14 protein-coding genes and 2 pseudogenes are annotated in these 17,469 nt (G+C 64.4%); 14 read left to right on the top strand and 2 right to left on the bottom strand.

Annotated elements, in window-relative coordinates; all coding sequences use genetic code 11:
* The first annotated feature begins 6 nt into the window (after window positions 1-6).
* The 4 genes and pseudogenes from HK436_RS04485 to HK436_RS04470 all read left to right on the top strand — a co-directional run bounded on the left by HK436_RS04485 (window position 7) and on the right by HK436_RS04470 (window position 5,502).
* A complete protein-coding gene (locus HK436_RS04485; protein ID WP_173187658.1) occupies window positions 7-951 on the top strand; it encodes an ABC transporter substrate-binding protein in 945 nt (314 codons plus the stop codon).
* Between the two features lie 68 nt (window positions 952-1,019).
* Window positions 1,020-2,294, top strand: a complete 1,275-nt coding sequence (locus HK436_RS04480) for an L-fuconate dehydratase (protein WP_173187656.1) — start codon at window positions 1,020-1,022, stop codon at window positions 2,292-2,294.
* A gap of 227 nt (window positions 2,295-2,521) precedes the next feature.
* Window positions 2,522-4,688, top strand: a pseudogene (locus HK436_RS04475) (transglycosylase domain-containing protein).
* Between the two features lie 64 nt (window positions 4,689-4,752).
* The gene (locus HK436_RS04470) at window positions 4,753-5,502 is read left to right on the top strand and encodes an SDR family NAD(P)-dependent oxidoreductase (protein ID WP_173187654.1); all 750 of its coding nucleotides are present in this window, start codon (window positions 4,753-4,755) and stop codon (window positions 5,500-5,502) included.
* A gap of 65 nt (window positions 5,503-5,567) precedes the next feature.
* On the opposite strand, the gene HK436_RS31105 is transcribed toward HK436_RS04470, so the two are convergent.
* Window positions 5,568-6,125, bottom strand: coding sequence for a PAS and helix-turn-helix domain-containing protein (locus HK436_RS31105; protein ID WP_173187652.1), 558 nt, complete (start codon window positions 6,123-6,125; stop codon window positions 5,568-5,570).
* A 124-nt stretch (window positions 6,126-6,249) separates the two neighbouring features.
* Between HK436_RS31105 and HK436_RS04460 the strand changes: the two genes are divergently transcribed.
* The 6 genes and pseudogenes from HK436_RS04460 to HK436_RS04435 all read left to right on the top strand — a co-directional run bounded on the left by HK436_RS04460 (window position 6,250) and on the right by HK436_RS04435 (window position 12,320).
* Window positions 6,250-7,446: a substrate-binding domain-containing protein gene (locus tag HK436_RS04460; protein WP_173187650.1), complete on the top strand. Its 1,197-nt coding sequence runs from the start codon at window positions 6,250-6,252 to the stop codon at window positions 7,444-7,446.
* Window positions 7,447-7,646: 200 nt separating this feature from the next.
* Window positions 7,647-8,426 (top strand): ABC transporter ATP-binding protein, encoded by a 780-nt coding sequence (locus HK436_RS04455; RefSeq protein WP_173187648.1) that lies wholly within the window; start codon window positions 7,647-7,649, stop codon window positions 8,424-8,426.
* Entirely contained in the window at window positions 8,423-9,142 is a 720-nt protein-coding gene (locus HK436_RS04450; RefSeq protein WP_173187646.1) for an ABC transporter ATP-binding protein, read from the top strand. The genes HK436_RS04455 and HK436_RS04450 overlap by 4 nt, the downstream gene beginning before the upstream one ends.
* 232 nt (window positions 9,143-9,374) lie before the next feature.
* A pseudogene (locus tag HK436_RS04445) lies at window positions 9,375-10,369 on the top strand (branched-chain amino acid ABC transporter permease).
* Window positions 10,370-10,374: 5 nt separating this feature from the next.
* Window positions 10,375-11,484 (top strand): branched-chain amino acid ABC transporter permease, encoded by a 1,110-nt coding sequence (locus HK436_RS04440; RefSeq protein WP_173187644.1) that lies wholly within the window; start codon window positions 10,375-10,377, stop codon window positions 11,482-11,484.
* Window positions 11,481-12,320 carry an alpha/beta fold hydrolase gene (locus HK436_RS04435; RefSeq protein ID WP_173187642.1) on the top strand — a complete coding sequence of 280 codons (840 nt, stop codon included), beginning with the start codon at window positions 11,481-11,483 and terminating at the stop codon, window positions 12,318-12,320. The genes HK436_RS04440 and HK436_RS04435 overlap by 4 nt, the downstream gene beginning before the upstream one ends.
* A 276-nt stretch (window positions 12,321-12,596) precedes the next feature.
* Here HK436_RS04435 and HK436_RS04430 read toward each other — a convergent pair whose 3' ends face one another.
* The gene (locus HK436_RS04430) at window positions 12,597-13,046 is read right to left on the bottom strand and encodes a baeRF12 domain-containing protein (protein ID WP_173187640.1); all 450 of its coding nucleotides are present in this window, start codon (window positions 13,044-13,046) and stop codon (window positions 12,597-12,599) included.
* A 203-nt stretch (window positions 13,047-13,249) separates the two neighbouring features.
* Between HK436_RS04430 and cysG the strand changes: the two genes are divergently transcribed.
* The 4 genes from cysG to HK436_RS04410 are packed head-to-tail and all read left to right on the top strand — an operon-like array spanning window position 13,250 to window position 17,462.
* Window positions 13,250-14,755 carry a siroheme synthase CysG gene (gene cysG / locus HK436_RS04425; protein WP_244648780.1) on the top strand — a complete coding sequence of 502 codons (1,506 nt, stop codon included), beginning with the start codon at window positions 13,250-13,252 and terminating at the stop codon, window positions 14,753-14,755.
* Window positions 14,718-15,026 (top strand): DUF2849 domain-containing protein, encoded by a 309-nt coding sequence (locus HK436_RS04420; protein ID WP_173187638.1) that lies wholly within the window; start codon window positions 14,718-14,720, stop codon window positions 15,024-15,026. Before cysG ends, HK436_RS04420 begins: the two co-directional genes overlap by 38 nt.
* 38 nt (window positions 15,027-15,064) lie before the next feature.
* Entirely contained in the window at window positions 15,065-16,735 is a 1,671-nt protein-coding gene (locus HK436_RS04415) for a nitrite/sulfite reductase (protein ID WP_173187636.1), read from the top strand.
* A complete protein-coding gene (locus tag HK436_RS04410; protein WP_173187634.1) occupies window positions 16,710-17,462 on the top strand; it encodes a phosphoadenylyl-sulfate reductase in 753 nt (250 codons plus the stop codon). The genes HK436_RS04415 and HK436_RS04410 overlap by 26 nt, the downstream gene beginning before the upstream one ends.
* Window positions 17,463-17,469 lie beyond the last annotated feature (7 nt).

Raw genomic sequence — 17,469 nt, 5'->3', positions numbered from 1 at the left:
AATGCCATGCTCAACAGACGCACTATCCTGGGCGCGATCGGCGCGCTCGCCATGCTTGGCGCGGCAGTGCCCGCCAGCGCGCAGGAGACCTACATTCCGCTGATCTCGAAGGGCTTCCAGCACCAGTTCTGGCAGGCTGTGAAGGCCGGCGCCGACAAGGCCGCGGCCGAGTTCGGGGTCACCGTCACCTTCGAAGGTCCCGACACGGAGGCTCAGGTCGACCGCCAGATCGACATGCTGGCGGCCGCACTTGCCAAGAACCCCCAGGCCATCGGCTTCGCCGCGCTCGACAGCCAGGCGGCGATCCCCCTGCTGCGCAAGGCGCAGGAGGCCGGCATTCCGGTGATCGCGTTCGACTCCGGCGTCGATTCCGACATTCCCGTCGCCACCGCCTCGACCGACAATCTCGCCGCCGCCGCCCTTGCGGCCGACAAGATGGCCGAGCTGATCGGTGGCGAAGGCAAGGTGGCGTTGGTCGTGCACGACCAGACCAGCCGCACTGGCATCGACCGCCGGGACGGATTCGTCAACCGCGTCGAGGAGGCCTATCCGAACATCGAGATCGTCACCGTGCAGTATGGCGGCGGCGACCATCTGCAGTCGACGGAGATCACCAAGTCGATCCTGCAGGCCAATCCCGACCTGAAGGGCATCTTCGGCGCGAATGAAGGCTCGGCGATCGGTGTCGTCAACGGCGCACGCGAACTCGGCAAGACCGACCTCGTCATCATCGGTTACGATTCCGGCGCGCAGCAGAAGCAGGCGATCCGCGACGGATTGATGGCCGGAGCCATCACCCAGAACCCGGTCGGCATCGGCTACGAGACCGTCGCGGCTGCCGTGAAAGCGATCAAGGGCGAGGAAGTTCCGGCCGCGATCGACACCGGCTTCTACTGGTACGATAAGTCGAACATCGACGATCCCGAGATCGCCGCCGTTCTATACGATTAGGACAAGCATGGGCCGGAGGCGCGCTTGCGTCTCCGGCCACTTTTTCCTTCCTTACCTGCCGGACGCCCATGACACGCATCGTCGACATGCAGGTGCTGGACCTGCGCTTTCCGACATCGCTCCATCTCGACGGATCGGATGCGATGAACCCCGACCCCGATTATTCGGCGGCCTATGTCATCCTCAAGACCGACGGTGAGCATGAAGGCCACGGACTGACCTTCACCATCGGGCGCGGCAACGAGATCTGTTGTGCGGCGATCGAGGCCATGCGCCATCTCGTGGTCGGGCTCGACATGGCCAAGGTCGCGGAGAACATGGGCGCTTTCTGGCGGCACATGACGTCCGACAGCCAGCTCCGCTGGATCGGTCCCGACAAGGGCGCGATCCACCTGGCGACCGGCGCCGTCGTCAACGCCGTTTGGGATCTGTGGGCAAGGCTCGAAGGCAAGCCAGTCTGGCGGCTTGTGGCCGAGATGAGCCCCGAGGAGATCGTGCGCTGCATCGATTTCCGCTACATCACCGACTGCATCACGCCGGCAGAGGCCGTCGATCTGCTGCGTGTGCGGGGCGAAGGCAAGGACGAACGCATCGCGACACTGCTTCGCGAGGGCTACCCCTGTTACACCACCTCGGCCGGCTGGCTCGGTTATGACGACGACAAGCTGCGCCGGCTTTGCCGGGAAGCCGTGGACGCGGGCTTCAACCACATCAAGATGAAGGTCGGGCGCGACAAGGCCGACGACATTCGCCGGTTGACCATTGCGCGCGAAACAGTCGGGCCTGAGGTCAACCTGATGATCGACGCCAATCAGGTGTGGGAGGTGAGTGAGGCCATAGACTGGGTGAAGGACCTGGCCTTCGCAAGGCCGTGGTTCATCGAGGAGCCGACCAGCCCCGACGACATTGAGGGCCACCGCCGCATCCGCGAGGACATCGCGCCGGTGAAGGTCGCCACCGGTGAGATGTGCCAGAACCGGGTGATCTTCAAGCAGCTCATCATGCGCGGCGCCATCGATGTGGTGCAGATCGATGCCTGCCGGCTCGGCGGCGTCAACGAGGTGCTGGCCGTGCTGCTGATGGCCGCGAAATACGGGCTGCCGGTCTGCCCGCATGCCGGCGGGGTGGGCCTGTGCGAATATGTGCAGCACCTGGCCATGATCGACTATGTCTGCATCGCAGGCACGCTCGAGGGGAGGGTGGTCGAATATGTGGACCACCTGCACGAGCATTTCGTCGAACCATGCGTGATCGAGGGTGCAGCCTACATGCCGCCGTCCGCGCCGGGCTTTTCCATCGAGATCAAGCCGAAATCGCGCGAAACTTACCGCTTTGGCGCGTAACTCGTAGCTAATCCCTCAGGCGTCTGAAACAAAAGAACCCCGCCGCTCTCGAAAGAATCGACGAGGTTCCGTTGCCTGAGAAGCGTTGCATACCACTGTTGTCGAAACGGTCAACAGTCTGTCAACGGATAGCGAACGCAACCTTTGGGCTTAACCCCCTTTAAATAGCCGCATTTACTCTCCACCCGACCCGATGCCCACAGACTGAGATCGGACCCGCGGACGGGATGGCCAGCCGAAATCGAAACACGCGCATAGAACCGACCTTCGGTGGAGGATCGCGAGATGACGACGCTTCGGTGTTTTTCGTCGGCGAAGACGATCGCGTGGTGCCTGCAGCGCGAAAGGGCAAGGCAGCCCCGACCCGCAAGAAGGCGGCGAGCGGAACGACCCGCAGGCAATCGTCCGGAAACCGTTCGCGCTCAGGAAGACAAAAGAAGCGGCGCGGCTTCTTCGGCCTCCTGCGCGGCGGCGTCTACTGGATGATGGTTATGGGTATCTGGGGCGGCATCGCCGCTGCAGGCCTCGTTGCCTTCTACGGCGCGCAGATGCCGGCAGCGACCACGTGGGCGATCCCCGACCGGCCGCCGAACGTGCGCATTGTCGCCGTCAACGGCCAGCTCGTCGCCAATCGCGGCATGACCGGCGGCGAGGCCGTCGGCCTGCACGAGATGTCGCCCTTTATCCCGCAGGCGGTAATGGCGATCGAGGATCGCAGGTTCCACTCCCATTTCGGCGTCGACCCGATAGGCCTGGCACGCGCTGTCGTTACCAACATCGCCGGTGCGCGGTTCAGCCAGGGCGGCTCGACGCTCACCCAGCAGCTTGCCAAGAACCTGTTCCTCAAGCCGGAGCGAACCATCGAGCGCAAGGTGCAGGAAGTGCTGCTGCTGGCGCTGTGGCTGGAGCAGAAATACACCAAGGACCAGATCCTCGAAATGTATCTGAACCGGGTCTATTTCGGCTCGGGCGCCTATGGAGTGGAGGCGGCCTCGCGGCGCTATTTCGGTAAGTCCGCGCGCGATGTCTCGCTGTCCGAAGCCGCATTGCTTGCCGGTCTGCTCAAGGCGCCGTCGCGGCTTTCGCCGGCCCGCGATCCGCAGGCGGCCGAGCAGCGCGCCCAGCTCGTGCTTGCCGCCATGCGCGACCAAGACATGATCGGCGACAGCCAGCTTGCAACCGCGATGAGCACGCCGGCCGTCCGCGCCACCGCCTACTGGACAGGTTCGGAGCACTATTTCGCCGACCGCATCATGGAAGAGCTGCCTCAACTCATCGGTGAGGTGCGGCAGGATATCGTGGTGGAAACGACCGTCGACCTCGTCCTGCAGACCTATGCGGAAGGCTCGATCCGCCGCCTGATCGACGAGGAGGGCAAGAAGCACAATGTCAGCCAGGGTGCGCTTGTGTCTATCGACGCTTCGGGCGCGGTACGCGCCATGGTTGGCGGTTACGACTATGCGACGAGCCAGTTCGACCGCGCCTCGGAAGCGCGCCGGCAGCCGGGCTCGGCCTTCAAGCCGTTCGTCTTCATGGCGGCGCTGGAAAAGGGACTGTTCCCGGATACGATGCGAAACGATGCGCCGATCCGCATCGGCAAGTGGGCGCCGCGCAACTACAACGAAAAATACTACGGTCAGGTCTCGCTGAGCACGGCGCTGTCCAAGTCGCTCAATTCGGTTGCCGTCCAGCTTGCGCAGGAGGTGGGACCTGCCGCGATCGTCGAGTCGGCCTGGCGCATGGGCATCGAATCCGATCTGACGCCGAACCTGTCGATCGCGCTCGGCACGTCGGAGGTCACGCCGCTGGAGCTGACGGCCGCCTATGTGCCATTTGCAAATGGCGGTTTCAGACCGGACATCCACTTCGTCAAGCGGATCACCACGGCCGGCGGCGGCGGTGTTATACCAGCATAGGTCGACCAGCGGGCCGCGTGTAGTGCGCCCGGAAATCGTCGGCATGATGAACGCGATGATGGCCGAAACCGTGTCGCAGGGCACGGCGCGGCGCGCGGCCTTCGGCTGGCCGGCGGCTGGCAAGACTGGTACCACGCAGAATTCCCGCGACGCCTGGTTCGTCGGCTACACCGCGAACCTCACAACGGGCGTATGGTTCGGCAACGACGACGGGACCGCGACCAAGAACATCACCGGCGGCTCGCTGCCCGCTGCGGCCTGGAACGACTTCATGGCTGCCGCGCATGAAGGCGTGCCGGTCGCCAACCTGCCTGGCAACTGGAACGGGCGGGTGCTCTCGCAGGTCGAGGACATTTTGCGCGCGCAGCCCGGTACCGAGCATACGGCGTCGATCGACGCGCCGACACCGCAGGCCGATATTGGCGCACAGGCTCAGAAACCCGTGGGCTCGATCATGGACATCATCCTCGGCAATTGATGCGCGTCTTTGCGCACTCGCTTTGGGCAACGGCTTCCGCTAGATAGCGGCAAGGAGATTTGCCATGGCCGATGCCGACCCACGCAAGACACTGGTGTTGACCGGCGCAAGCCGGGGCATCGGCCACGCCACCGTCAAGCGCTTTTCGGGCGAAGGGTGGCGCGTCATCACCTGTTCCAGGCAGGCATTCGCCGACAACTGTCCCTGGCCATCAGGCCCGGAGGATCACATCAAGGTCGACCTTTCCGACCCGGAGGATGTGGGGCAGGCCGTGGCCGAGATACGCCACCGGCTTGAGGCCGAGGGTGGCCAGCTCGACGCGCTCGTCAACAATGCCGCGATTTCGCCCAAGCTCGAGGGCGGCGCGCGCATGAACTCGATCGAGACACCGATGCATGTCTGGCGCGACGTGTTCCAGGTCAATTTCTTCGCCCCCATCATGCTTGCTCGCGGCCTGTTCAAGGAACTGGCCAGGGCGAAAGGGTCCGTCGTCAATGTCTCGTCGATCGTGGGTAGCAGGGTGCATCCCTTCGCCGGCACTGCCTACGCGACGTCGAAGGCCGCACTCGGTTCGCTGACCCGCGAGATGGCGGCCGATTTCGGTCCGCACGGTATCCGGGTAAATGCGATCGCGCCGGGCGAGATCGATACCGCGATCCTGTCGCCGGGCACGGAAAAGATCGTCGAGACCATCCCTTTGCGTCGGCTGGGTTCTACGGCGGAAGTCGCCGACATCATCTTCTTCTTGTGTTCCGGCCAGGCTTCCTACGTGACGGGATCGGAAATCCACATCAACGGTGGCCAGCACGTCTGATGCTGCCGCGCCCTTGTGGTGAGCGGAGCGAGCCTCGAAGGACGCACTAAGGTGAAGCTGCCGCTCTACTGCGGCATCGTCGACAGGTGCGACAGCAGCTCGGCGACATTGGCCGCCCCGCATTTCTTCAGAAGCCGCGCCCGGTAGGCCTCCACCGTGCGCGGCGAAATCGCGAGCATGCGCGCGATCTCCTTGGAGGTGCGGCCTTCGCCCAGGTGCATGACGATCTGGCGTTCGCGGGTGGTGAGGTCGAGTACCGGGCGGGTCTCCGACAGATCGGCGAAGCTCCAGACCGCGCGGCGCAGCGGGTCGTCGTCCGGCGTCAGCGAGTGGCCGCGCACCCGGCACCAGAACAGCGTGCCGTCCTTGCGCGCCATGATGCGCTCGTCGGAATAGCGGTTGTTCTTCTTGAGCGGCGCGACGCCGACATCTCGAATGCGCACGAACTCCTCGAAGGAGGGGTAGAGGATGGCGAAGGACCTGTCGGTCAGTTCGTCGCGTTCATAGCCGAACATCTCCGCAAAGCGCGGATTGCAGGCGCGGATGACGCGGCTTTCCGTGACCACGAGCCCGACCGGCGCATGTTCGAACGCCAGCTCGCGGATGTTTTCGGCCCAACTCATGATGCGTATTTCTACCGTTCGTATTCCTACGATATTGCGGGTTCCGGTTTCCGGAAACGATAATAGCCGCCAGACCGAACCGCGCCAGTCGCAGCGTTCCGTCATACTCTGGGAGGAGACCATCATGAAGAAGCTTTTTGCCGCGCTGGCCGTGGCGACCGCGTTGACGGCCACGCCGGGCCTGGCGCAGGACGACACGGTTCGCATCGCTCTGCTTCACGGCCTGTCGGGTTCGCCGCTGGAAGCCTATTCCAAGCAGACCCACACCGGCTTCGAGCTCGGCCTCGAATACGCCACCGACGGCACGATGGAGGTCAAGGGTCGCAAGATCGAGCTGATCGTCAAGGACACGCAGTTCAAGCCCGATGTCGCCCGCGCCCTGCTGGCCGAAGCCTATGGCGACGACGATGCGCTGATCGCCGTCGGGGATACGTCCTCGGGTGTGGCGTTGTCGATGCTGCCCGTCGCCGAGGAGTACGAGAAGATCCTGCTTGTCGAGCCGGCCGTGGCCGACGGCCTCACCGGGCCGGATTCCAACCGCTACGTCTTCAAGACCTCGCGCAACTCGTCAATGGACATGCAGGCGCAGGCGCTTGCGCTCAACCCGGACGAGAACCTCTACGTCGCGACGCTGGCGCAGGACTATGCGTTCGGGCGCGACGGCGTGTCGGCGTTCAAGGCGGCGCTCGACGGCACCGGCGCGCATATCGTTGCCGAGGAATATGTGCCGCAGCAGACGACGGACTTCACCGCCACGATCGAGCGGCTGACGGCGGCGCTGAAGGATCAGCCCGGCCGCAAGGTCATCATGATCTACGTCGCAGGCATCGACGCCATGACGCCGTTGGCGGGCGCCGGCCTCGACCGCTACGACATCGAGCTTTCCACCGGTGGTAACATTCTGCCGGCGCTCGTCGCCTACAAGCAGGTGCCGGGCATGGAAGGCGCGATCTATTACTACTACGAGGCACCGGACAATCCGGTGAACGACTGGCTCGTCGAGCAGCATCAGGAACGCTTCGGCTCGCCGCCCGACTTCTTCACCGCCGGCGGCATGGCGTCTGCCATGGCCATCGTCACCGCCCTCGAAAAGGCCGAGGAGTGGGACACCGAAACGCTGATCGCCACCATGGAAGGCATGACCTTCGACACCCCGAAGGGACAGATGACCTTCAGGCCCGAAGACCACCAGGCCCTGCAGTCCATGTACCACTTCAAGATCAAGGTCGAGGACGGTGTCGACTGGGCGGTGCCGGAACTGGTCCGCGAGATCAAGGCCGAAGAGATGGACATTCCGGTCGGCCGGAACAACCAGGAGTAGGCTTGAATCCATCCGATCGTTCCCGGCTCGAGCCGGGAACGCAACACCCCCACTCCGGCCCTTCGGGCCACCTCTCCCCCTGCCCGGGGAGAGGAACCCAAGCTGGAGAAGCGCCGACATGGCGGCAGCGCCTTTCCTCTCCCCCGGGCAGGGGAGAGGTGGCCCGAAGGGCCGGAGTGGGGTGCTTGTTTTGAAACCGATTGCCTGGAAGACATGTCCCCCCATCACTCCGCACCGAAAACCTGACGATCCGTTTTGGCGGCCATGCGGCGGTCAACGGCGTTACCTGCGCGTTCCAGCCGGGCGAGCTGACGGTGATCGTGGGGCCGAACGGGGCCGGCAAGACGACGTGGTTCAACCTCGTCTCGGGACAATTGAAGCCGACCGAGGGTCGTATTTTCAAGGGCGACGACGACATCTCCGCGCTCTCCCCGTCAGCGCGTGCAAAGGGTGGCGTCGGCCGCGCGTTCCAGCTCACCAACCTGTTTCCCAAGCTGACGGTGCTGGAAAATGTGCGGCTTGCCGTGCAGGCCAGCGCGGGGCAGGGTGCCCGCATCTTCACTCGCGCCGCCGGACTGACCGGCATACGCGAAAAGGCCTACGGCTTCGTCGAAGCGACCAGGCTGGCCGCTGTCGCGCATCTGCCTGCCTCGGCCCTGCCGCATGGCGACCAGCGCAAGCTGGAGGTCGCGCTTCTGATGGCGATGGAGCCGGACATCTTCATGTTCGACGAGCCGACGGCGGGCATGTCGGTCGATGAGGCTCCGGCGATCCTTGAGCTGGTCGCCGAACTCAAGAAGGACCGTTCCAAGACCATTCTGCTGGTGGAGCACAAGATGGATGTGGTGCGCGCGCTCGCGGACCGCATCGTGGTGTTGCACAATGGCGAACTCGTTGCCGACGGCAGGCCCGACGAAGTGATGGCGCTGCCGATTGTGCGCGAGATCTATCTCGGCGTCGGTGCGGAGGAGGTGGCATGAACGCGCCGATCCTGCGCATCGAGGATGTTTATACCGACATCGCGCAATATCACATTCTGCATGGCATCTCGCTCGACGTGCCGGAGGGCGGCGTGCACGTGCTGCTCGGCCGCAACGGCGCCGGCAAGACCACGACGCTGCGCACGATCATGGGGCTCTGGCGCGCGCGCTCCGGCAGGATTGTATTCCGCGGTCAGGACATCACCGCCATGCGGACGCCCGACATCGCCAGGCTGGGCGTGGCGTTCGTGCCCGAGAACATGGGTATCTTCGGCGGCCTCACGGTCGAGGAAAACATGCGGCTGGCCGCGACCGGGGGCCGGTTCGACGACGAGCGGCTGCAGCGCGTCTTCACACTCTTTCCTGCGATGGAGAAGTTCTGGGATCGGCAGGCTTATGCGCTTTCCGGCGGACAGAAGCAGATGCTCGCCATCTCCCGCGCCATCATTGAAAGGCGCGACCTGATACTCATCGACGAGCCGACCAAGGGGCTGGCGCCTGCGATCATCCGCGCGATGATCGACGCCTTCCGCGACATCGCACGCGAGACGACTATCCTGCTGGTCGAGCAGAACTTCCTTTTTGCCCGCGCGCTCGGCGAAACCGTCGCCGTGATCGACGACGGCCGCATTGTCCATCGCGGCTCCATGGCCGAGCTCGCGGCCGACGAGGCGCTCCAGAACCGTTTCCTCAGCCTGTCGATGGAAGCGCATTGAGGATGTTGGTCATGTATGCGCTCTGTCACGCCCCCTCTGTCCTGCCGGACATCTCCCCCACAAGGAGGGAGATCAGCCGGTCGCGCAGTTTTCGCCAATCGCCGGCGTTGCCAAGCGCTCGGTGAGCGGTCTGAAAGCCGATCTCCCCCTCATGGGGGAGATGTCCGGCAGGACAGAGGGGGCAACATAGAGTGGGTTCCTTTGGTCGGACGATCGCGGGGAAACGGCCAACATGAAAACCCTCTCCGCCACCTTCGAACGCTTCGGAGGCGTCATGCTGCTGCCGGTCGCGCTGGGCCTTATCGCCTTCGTGCTGATCGGCCGGCCGTCGACATGGATGACGCTGACCGTCGCCGGTCTCGCCATGGGCATGATGATCTTCCTGATGGCGTCCGGTCTGTCGCTGATCTTCGGCCTCATGGACGTGCTCAACTTCGGCCATTCGGCCTTCGTCTCCTTCGGGCGTTTATTGCAGCGAGCGTGCTTGCATGGTTCGGCGTCTGGGTGTCGGGCGGCAGCGCGGCCATGAACATCGTCGCACTGATGGCGGCCATCGCGGCTGCTACCGCGTTCGGCGCGCTTGCTGGCTGGGCTTTCGAGCGCGTCATCGTCAAGCCGGTCTATAAGGACCATTTGCGCCAGATCCTCATCACCATGGGCGCGCTGATCGTGGCGGAGGAACTCATTTTGATGATCTGGGGCGGCGCGCCGATCCCGGTGCCGCGCCCGGCTGCGCTGACCGGCTCGATCGTCATCGGCGACGTGGCCATCGAGCTCTACCGCATCTTCGCTTTCGCCCTCGGGCTCGTCGTCTATATCGCCATGCATTTCGCGCTCAACCGAACCCGCATCGGCCTTCTGATCCGCGCCGGCGTCGAGAACCGGGAAATGGTCGAGGCGCTGGGCTTCCGGATCGACCGGCTGTTCATCGCCGTCTTCATGGCGGGCTCCGCGCTGGCCGCGATGGGCGGCGCCATGTGGGCCGGCTATCAGGGGCTGATCACGACTGCCATCGGCTCGGAGATGATGATCCTCGTCTTCATCGTCGTCATCATCGGCGGGCTTGGCTCCATCGAGGGTTCACTGCTCGGCGCGATCCTCGTCGGGCTGATGGCGAACTACGTGGCCTTCCTGTTCCCGAAGATGTCGCTGGCGTCGAACATGATCCTGATGATGGCGATCCTGCTGTGGCGACCCTTCGGACTGAAGCCGGCGGTGAAGGGGTGAGCGACATGACAGCAACGACGCCAGCCACCACCGGTCACAGGATTGATCGTCGCGTTCCCGCAGGCAGGCTCATCGTCTACGGCGTCGTGCTTGCGGTCGGGCTTTGCCTGATGTTCGCGCCGTTTCTGTTCCCCGATGTACGGGCGCAGGAAGTGGCGGCGCGGATCTGCGTGTTCATCGTGCTGGTGGCGAGCTACGACCTGCTGATTGGCTATACGGGCATCGTGTCCTTCGCCCACACGATGTTCTTCGGGCTCGGCGCATACGGGGTGGCGATTGCGCTGAAAACCATGGGCGCGGGGTTCGACGCGATCCTGCTTGGCGGGTCGCTCGGCGTGATTGCGGCGCTCGTGCTGGCTGTACTGATCGGTCTCCTGTCGCTGCGCGTCAAGGCGATCTTCTTCGCCATGATCACGCTTGCCGCGGCCTCGGTGATGATGGTGCTGGCCAGCCAGCTTTCCGATTTCACCGGCGGTGAGGATGGGATGACCTACTCCATACCGCGCTTCTTCTCGCCGGCAAATACGCTGATCGAGGGCAGCGACGGCAAGGCGTTGCGCATCTTCGGCGTCGCCGCGAACGGCAGGCTTGCGCTTTACTATTTCGTCTTCCTGTCCTCTTTGATTCTGTTCCTGACGATGTTGCGCATCGTCGCTTCGCCGCTTGGCACGGTGCTGGAGGCGATCCGCGAAAACGAGATGCGCGCGGAAGCGATCGGTTATCGTGTCGTGGCCTATCGCACCGCCATCTTCTGCATAGCGGCGGTCGTCGCCGCTCTTGCCGGCGTCGTGCGGGCGACGTGGCTGCGCTATACCGGCCCGGACGTGGCGCTCTCCTTCGACATCATGCTCGACATCCTGCTGATGGTGGTGATCGGCGGCATGGGCACCATGTTCGGCGCGGTGATCGGTGTCGTCATCATGACGCTGGCACAGTTCTACCTGAAGGACCTCATGGCCGCCGGCGCGGCGGCAACCGCCGACGTGCCGCTGATACCCGACCTGCTGAACCCTGACCGCTGGCTGCTGTGGCTCGGCGTGGTTTTCATCCTGCTCGTCTATTTCTTTCCGGCTGGCATCGCCGGCACCCTCATGGGCAAGGGAGGCACCAAATGACCCTGCCGCGTTCGACCTATGTGAATTGCGACGGCTTCGAGGTGCACGTCACCGAATGGGGCGATCCGCAAAAGCCTGCTTTGGTGATGTGGCATGGACTTGCTCGCACCGGCCGTGATTTCGACGAGGTAGCCGAGGCGCTCAGCGACACCTATTTCGTCATCTGTCCCGACACGCTCGGGCGCGGCCTGTCGAGCTGGGCGCGCGACTACACGGTCGATTATTCCTATCGGGTGTTCGGCGAGACGGCGCTGGCGGTCCTCGACCATTACCGCATCGGCGACCTGCGCTGGCTCGGCACCTCGATGGGCGGCCTGATCGGCGTCACGCTTGCGGCGGGCCCGCTCGCGCAGCGTATCACCCATCTAGTGATCAACGACATCGGACCCGACATACCAGAGGCCGGCACGGGACGGATCGCCTCCTATGTCGGCAATCCGCCCGTCTACGACACGATCGGCGAACTTGAAGCGTGGCTGCGCGAGAATTACGCACCCTTCGGCCGCAACACCGATGCCTTTTGGCGCCGGATGGCCGACACCTCCTCGCGCAGGACAGACGATGGCCGCGTGACCGTCCACTACGATCCCAACATCGTCTCGCAGTTCACGCACCACAAGTCGGATCTCGACGTGTGGGACTCCTACGACGCGATCACCTCGAAAACGCTGCTGATACGAGGCGAAAGCTCCGACGTGCTGCCCGCCGGCATCGCCGAGGACATGGTGCGGCGCGGGCCGCGCCCGCGTCTCGAGGTCATGCCCGACTGCGGCCACGCCCCGACGCTTGCCAGCGACTTCGAGATCGCCATGTTGCGGGACTTCCTCGCGGAGTAGCTGTGCGTCCTTCGAGGCTCGCTACGCTCGCACCTCAGGATGAGGACTGTTGTGCATCGCTCCGGCGAGCCGGTGGGTTCGAGGGCCGTTCTTCAGAAATCCATCGAGCCCACGACGTCGTAGACTCGATCAGACTACATCCCTCATCCTGACGTGCGAGCCCCTAGACTACATCCCTTATCCTGACGTGCGAGCCCCCGGGTCTTGCCTTCGGCAAGCCCGAGGACAGGCTCCGCGAGCCTCGAAGGACGCACCCCTGAGAATGCGAGCAGCCACTCAGTCGGCCGTCAAGATTTTCTCGATCTCGTCGATCGTGTGGTTCGTTAGGGTTTTCGACACTTCCGCCACCACGCGGTCCTCGACCTCCTTGTGTAGCTCCTTTCGGACCTCGCCCATGACCATCGGCGGTGCGACGATCACAAGCCGCTTGTAATCGCCCCGGTGCGCAGCCTTGTAGAGCCGCTCGGCAACCTCCTTCGCGAAACGTTCCTTCTCGATCCGGTGCCAGTCGGTCTCCTGCACGGCGCTGCGGTGAACATTGGGTCCGTCGTTGAAGCGCCCGGGCCTGTCGGTGCCCTGTTCGTGGGTTGGCGGATTGTCGTCATGCATCTCGCGAAACACTTCCAGGTTCGGAAATTTCGCATCGCCTTCATTGCGAAGGAACAGCGCCTTCTCGCCATCGGCGACGACAACCCACGCGTCGTGCTCCAGCTTGATTCCAGACATGTCCTGCTCCTTTCAGCCTTGTTTCCGGTTGATCTTTCAACGCTTGCGGATGGTTGGCCGTTCCGTGCTTTGTCCGGTTTGATCGGCATCAGGAGCAAAACTTTGCGTGGCGATGCTGCATGGCGCAAAAGCGATTGCCCGCCGCGATCCGCCAAGCGAGGCTGTTTCTTCTGAAAACCGGCCGAGGCAGCGACAATCCGGCCATGGTCGAGAAGCTGCCACACACCCGCGAAACGCGCCTGAGCGCCTTCCCCGTGTTTATGCGGGTTGAAGGCCGCAGGGTCGTCATCGTCGGCGATGGCGAGGAGGCGCTTGCCAAGGCACGGCTGCTCGGGCAGTCGGCGGCAGCGATCCGCATCGTGGCCGAGGCCGCGGAACCGCCCCTCGCAGACTGGGCCGACGCCAATGGCGCGGAGCTAATCCAGAAGGCGTGGGCACCCGCTTATCTGGACAATGCCGTTCTGGTCTTTGCTGCAACCGGCGACGAACAGCGCGATGCTGCCATCGTCGCCGATGCGCGCCGCGCAGGTGTCGCCGCCAATGCGGTCGACCGTCCCGAACTCTGCGATTTCTACACCCCCGCGCTCGTCAACCGCGCGCCCGTCGCGGTTGCGATCGGCACCGAGGGCGCCGGTCCCGTCCTCGCCCAGATGATCCGCAGCCGCATCGACCGGATGCTGTCGCCGTCGCTGGGTGCGCTGGCATCGCTGGCGACCCTTTATCGCGAGGCTGCCGAGCGGCACGTGCCAAAGGGCGCGCCGCGCCGCGCCTTCTGGAAGTCCTTCTTCACCGGCGCGACGGCCCGCGCGCTCGATGCCGGTGACGAGACTGGTGCCCATCGGGCCGCGCAATCTCTGTTGCAGTACAAGGGTCAGGCTAACGGCCACGTGGCGCTTGTCGGTGCGGGACCTGGCTCCGAGGACCTGATTACCCTGCGTGCCCATCGGCTTCTGATGGAAGCCGACGTCATCGTCCACGACGCGCTGGTGCCGGAGGCGATCGTCGCTCTCGGACGCCGCGACGCCGAACGGATCGCGGCTGGCAAGCGCAAGGGCTGCCATTCGAAGTCGCAGGCCGAGATCAACCACCTGCTCGTCGATCTGGCGAAGGCCGGCAAGCGAGTGGTGCGGCTCAAGTCGGGCGACCCGCTGGTATTCGGGCGTGCCGGCGAGGAGATGGCGGCAATGCGCGCGGCAAACGTCTCCTACGAGGTCGTGCCCGGCGTCACCTCGGCTTTCGCGGCCGCCGCCGATTTCGAACTGCCGTTGACGCTACGCGGCGTTTCATCCTCCCTCGTCTTCACGACGGGCCATGACCTGAAAGGCAAGTCGCTGCCGGACTGGGCGCGGCTCGCGATCGATGGCGCGACCGTTGCCGTCTACATGGGCCGCAGCAATGCCGCCGACGTGGCCGGCCGGCTGGCCGATGCCGGACTTTCGCCCGACACGGCGGTCGCAGTCGTGGAAAACGCCAGCCTGGGGCATCGCCGCCTGTTCCACGGTACGCTGGCCGACCTGCCCGCGCTGCAGGAGCGCACGGATCTTGCGGGTCCCGTCATGACAATCATCGGCGACGCGGTCGCCGGCGCGAATTTCGACAGATCAGAACCGCTCGGCGCGCGTATTGCCGCTGGGGCGACCGACCGCTTGAGACGCAGAAAGGACCGACCCGATGAAGATACTGACCGCGAACAGGCTTTCCGACGGTGAAGCGGTGTGGCTTGCCGCAGATCATTCCTGGTCGGAAGCAATCGACGCCGCCGAACTCGCCAGGGACGCGACCACCGAAGAGCGGCTCGAGCGCACCGGCAAGGCGGCGTTCCTCAAGAACGAGGTCGTGGACGTGAACCTGATCGACGTCGAGGTCGTGGACGGCGCGATCCGGCCGCTTCGCCTTCGCGAGCGCATCCGCGCCGCCGGCCCCACCAACCGCATCGACCTGGGCAAGCAGGCCCGCCCCGAAATCGCAGTCGCCGCCTGATCGAGCCGGCGGCTGTCCCGCTTTAAGGACAGTCCAGCATGTATCGCTACGACGAATTCGACCATGGCTTCGTGAAGGCCCGCGTCGCCGAATTCCGCGAACAGGTCGACCGGCGGCTAGCCGGCGAGATCACGGAGGACCAGTTCAAGCCGTTGCGGCTGATGAACGGGGTCTATCTCCAGCTCCACGCCTACATGCTGCGCGTCGCGATCCCCTATGGCACGCTGAATGCCCGCCAGATGCGCGTGCTGGCGCATATCGCGCGCAAATACGACAAGGGCTACGGCCATTTCACCACGCGCCAGAACGTCCAGTACAACTGGCCGGCGCTGGCCGACATTCCCGCGATCCTCGACGATCTGGCGTCGGTGGAGATGCACGCGCTTCAGACCAGCGGCAACTGCATCCGCAATGTCACCGCAGACCACTTTGCCGGTGCTGCGGCCGACGAGGTGGCCGATCCGCGCCCCTATGCCGAAATCCTGCGGCAATGGTCGTCGGTGCACCCCGAATTTTCCTACCTGCCGCGCAAGTTCAAGATCGCGGTCACCGGCGCGGAACGCGACCGGGCCGCGATCCAGGTTCACGACATCGGCCTGCACCTAAAGCGCAATGCGCAGGGTGAGCTGGGATTTGCGGTCTATGTCGGCGGCGGCCAGGGCCGGACGCCGATGATCGCGAAGAAGATCAGGGACTTCCTGCCCGAGGCGGACTTGCTCGCCTACACGACAGCGATCCTGCGCGTCTACAACCTGCACGGCCGCCGGGACAACAAGTACAAGGCGCGCATCAAGATCCTCGTCCACGAGACCGGCACCGAGGAACTGACGGGCTGGGTGGAGAAGGAATTCGAGGCGCTGAAGGACGGCGAACTCAAGCTGCCTGAGGCGGACATCCGCGCGATTGAGACCTATTTCGCGCCGCCTGCCTTGAATGTGCGTCCCGAAGGGGAAGCTGTGGTCAAGGAAGCGCAGCTCGACGATCGCGGTTTCGCCGCCTGGCTGCGCCGCAACGTGACCACACACCGCCACCCGGATTATGCGGCCGTTACCATTTCGCTGAAGGCAATCGGCGAGGCGCCGGGCGACGCGACCGACGCGCAAATGGACGCGGTTGCCGACATCGCCGAGGAACTAGCATTCGACGAAATCCGCGTCAGCCACGAACAGAACCTGATCCTGCCGCATGTCGCGCGCGCCGACCTGAAGACGGTTTACGACAGGCTCGTCGCGATCGGTCTTGAGACCGCGAATTCCGGCCTCGTCACCGACATCATCGCGTGCCCGGGGCTCGACTATTGCGCGCTCGCCAATGCCCGCTCGATCTCGGTTGCGCAGGACATCTCGCGCCGTTTCGCGTCGCAGGAGAAGCAGGAGGAAATCGGCGAGCTGAAGCTGAAGATTTCCGGCTGCATCAACGCCTGCGGCCACCACCATGTCGGCCATATCGGCATTCTGGGTGTTGAAAAGAAGGGCGCCGAACTCTACCAGGTGACGCTCGGCGGTTCGGGTGACCAGAACACGTCCATCGGCGAGATCGTCGGTCGCGGCTTCGGGCCGGAAGAGATTGGTGGGGCCATCGAGACGGTCGTCGAGACCTATCTCGCCTGCCGCTCAGGCCGCGAAGAAACGTTCCTCGATACCTATCGGCGGCTGGGGGCCGCCCCATTCAAGGAGGCCCTTTATGGAAGCGAAGCAAAGGCTGCCTGAAGCCGGCCTCGATACGATCGGGGAGGCGGCGGCGCTCGATGCCCGCTTCGGCGGCCTCGAACCGCATGAGATCATCGGTGTGGCCAGGGAACGCTTCGGTCTCGGCGAGCTCGCCGCCGTATCGTCATTCGGCGCGGATTCGGCCGTTCTGTTGCATATGATCGCCCGCACCGATCCGGATTTGCCCGTCGTCTTCCTCGATACGGGCAAGCATTTCGGCGAGACGCTCGAATATCGCGAGCAGCTGGCTGACGATCTCGGCCTGTCCGATATTCGCATCGTCACGCCGGATGACGCGGCACTGGCGCACGTCGACCCGACCGGACATCTGCACAAGACGGACGTCGACGGATGCTGCGGCGTTCGTAAGGTGGAGCCGATGGCTCGTGGCGTTGAACCTTTCCGCGCATGGTTCACGGGCCGCAAGCGTTTTCAGGCTTCGACGCGGGGCGCCATGCCGGTCTTCGAGGCGGTCGGGCCGCGCATCCGCATCAATCCGCTGGCGCGCTGGGATACGGCGAAGCTGGCAGATTACATGCGCCGTCATGACCTGAGAGAAAATCCGCTGGTTGCCTACGGCTACCTGTCGATCGGCTGCTTTCCCTGCACGGAGCCGGCCAAGCCGGGCGAAGACCCGCGTTCGGGCCGCTGGGCAGGGCAGGCGAAGACCGAATGCGGCATTCATCTGCCGGGGCTCGGCGAGCGACTGGCCACTCCAACACATTAGGGCATGC

Source organism: Neoaquamicrobium sediminum (assembly GCF_013240295.1).
GTDB lineage: Bacteria > Pseudomonadota > Alphaproteobacteria > Rhizobiales > Rhizobiaceae > Aerobium > Aerobium sediminum.
This window is presented reverse-complemented; position numbering and strand designations above follow the sequence as displayed.